Here is a 1,249-nt window from a genome sequence, read left to right as displayed (position 1 = left end):
AACGCGGCGCCCAGGCGGGATCATTCCGTTAGAGGGGGCGCCATTATCCCGGAATCCCCGGGCGCCATTATCCCGTTAAAGACGGGCGCCTTCGTCGGAATCGCCAGACATTGCCATTGGATGAAGCCGTCGCCGTCGCCGGCGAGCGGATCGTTCACATGCAGAACGTCCTCGCGGAACTGATCGATATACACCGTCCGACGGCCCTCCAATCCCCAGCCGATCGGAAACAATTGGTTGACGACATAAGAGCCGTCGTGAGACTGCGGCAACGTCACGGCGTAGATGCGGCTATCGGGGAATCGCTGCGTCGCCGTTGCTATCGCGCGGTCGAGTGTGATGCGCTCCTGACCATTCTCGATCGAACGATAACGCTCGATCCTCGTCAGCTCGGAAAAAAGCTCGACAACGGCTTTGAACTGTTGCGGCAGATTGAAATAGAGGCCCGACAGCAGAACGGCCAAGGCGACCGGCAGCAGGAACAGACCGGACAAGCGATGAATGTCGTAATTCAGCCGCTCCGGCTTGGCGGGCCATTTGAGTGTGAACGCGGTGCGCCATTTCGCGTTTCTCGGCCACCACAGGATCACGCCGGTCACGGTCGAAAGGAAGGCGAGGATAGCGATGATCCCGACCGCTATGTCCCCGATCACGGGAACGAGCAGGCAATAGTGGAGCTTGAACAAGAAGCCGACGAAACTCTCGTCGAACGGGCTCCCGACGGAATACCATAGACGCGTTCCCGTGACCTTCGCCGAATAGGGATCGACGAAGACATGGCGCGTTTCCAGCCTCCCAGTCTGGGGATTCTGGACACGATAGTAGAATAGAAAGGCTTCATCGTCGCTCTGCGGCCAATAACACCAGCCTAGCGAGCTGTCGGACGGGATGACTCCCCGCGCCGACTCGGCGATTTCTTCCAATGGACGCCACGCCGCTCGTCCCTGCGGTGGCCCAGCGACGATCCGCAGCTGCGGATTGAGCGCCTCGTCGATCTCCTGGAAGAAGACGAGCGCTGAACCCGTAACCCCGATCACCGACAAGAACAGGCCGATCGCAAGGCCCAGCCAAAGATGTCCCTTCAGCCAGACCTTGCGCCAGCTCCATAGTGCTACCTGCCGCGGCGCGGCGGTGCGCAGAGGGCGTTGTCACATTAACGCGCGGGTAAGCCGACACGGGCGATCTTCCCGCCATGAAACAATCACCCGTGAGCTACAAGCGCCATCGCTTCCCGCCGCAGATCATCGCC

1 protein-coding gene is annotated in these 1,249 nt (G+C 60.5%); it reads right to left on the bottom strand.

Annotated features, from left to right (window positions below):
• Positions 1 to 20: 20 nt before the first annotated feature.
• Positions 21 to 1,067, bottom strand: coding sequence for a PepSY domain-containing protein (locus tag FMZ75_RS21105; RefSeq protein ID WP_255461859.1), 1,047 nt, complete (start codon positions 1,065 to 1,067; stop codon positions 21 to 23).
• Between the last annotated feature and the right edge of the window lie 182 nt (positions 1,068 to 1,249).

The sequence above is a fragment of the Methylosinus sp. RM1 genome, from assembly GCF_011378635.1.
In the GTDB taxonomy this organism is placed as follows: Bacteria; Pseudomonadota; Alphaproteobacteria; order Rhizobiales; family Beijerinckiaceae; genus Methylosinus; species Methylosinus sporium.
The sequence above is the reverse complement of the archived record's forward strand: the minus strand, read 5'-3'. Positions and strand labels throughout refer to the sequence as shown.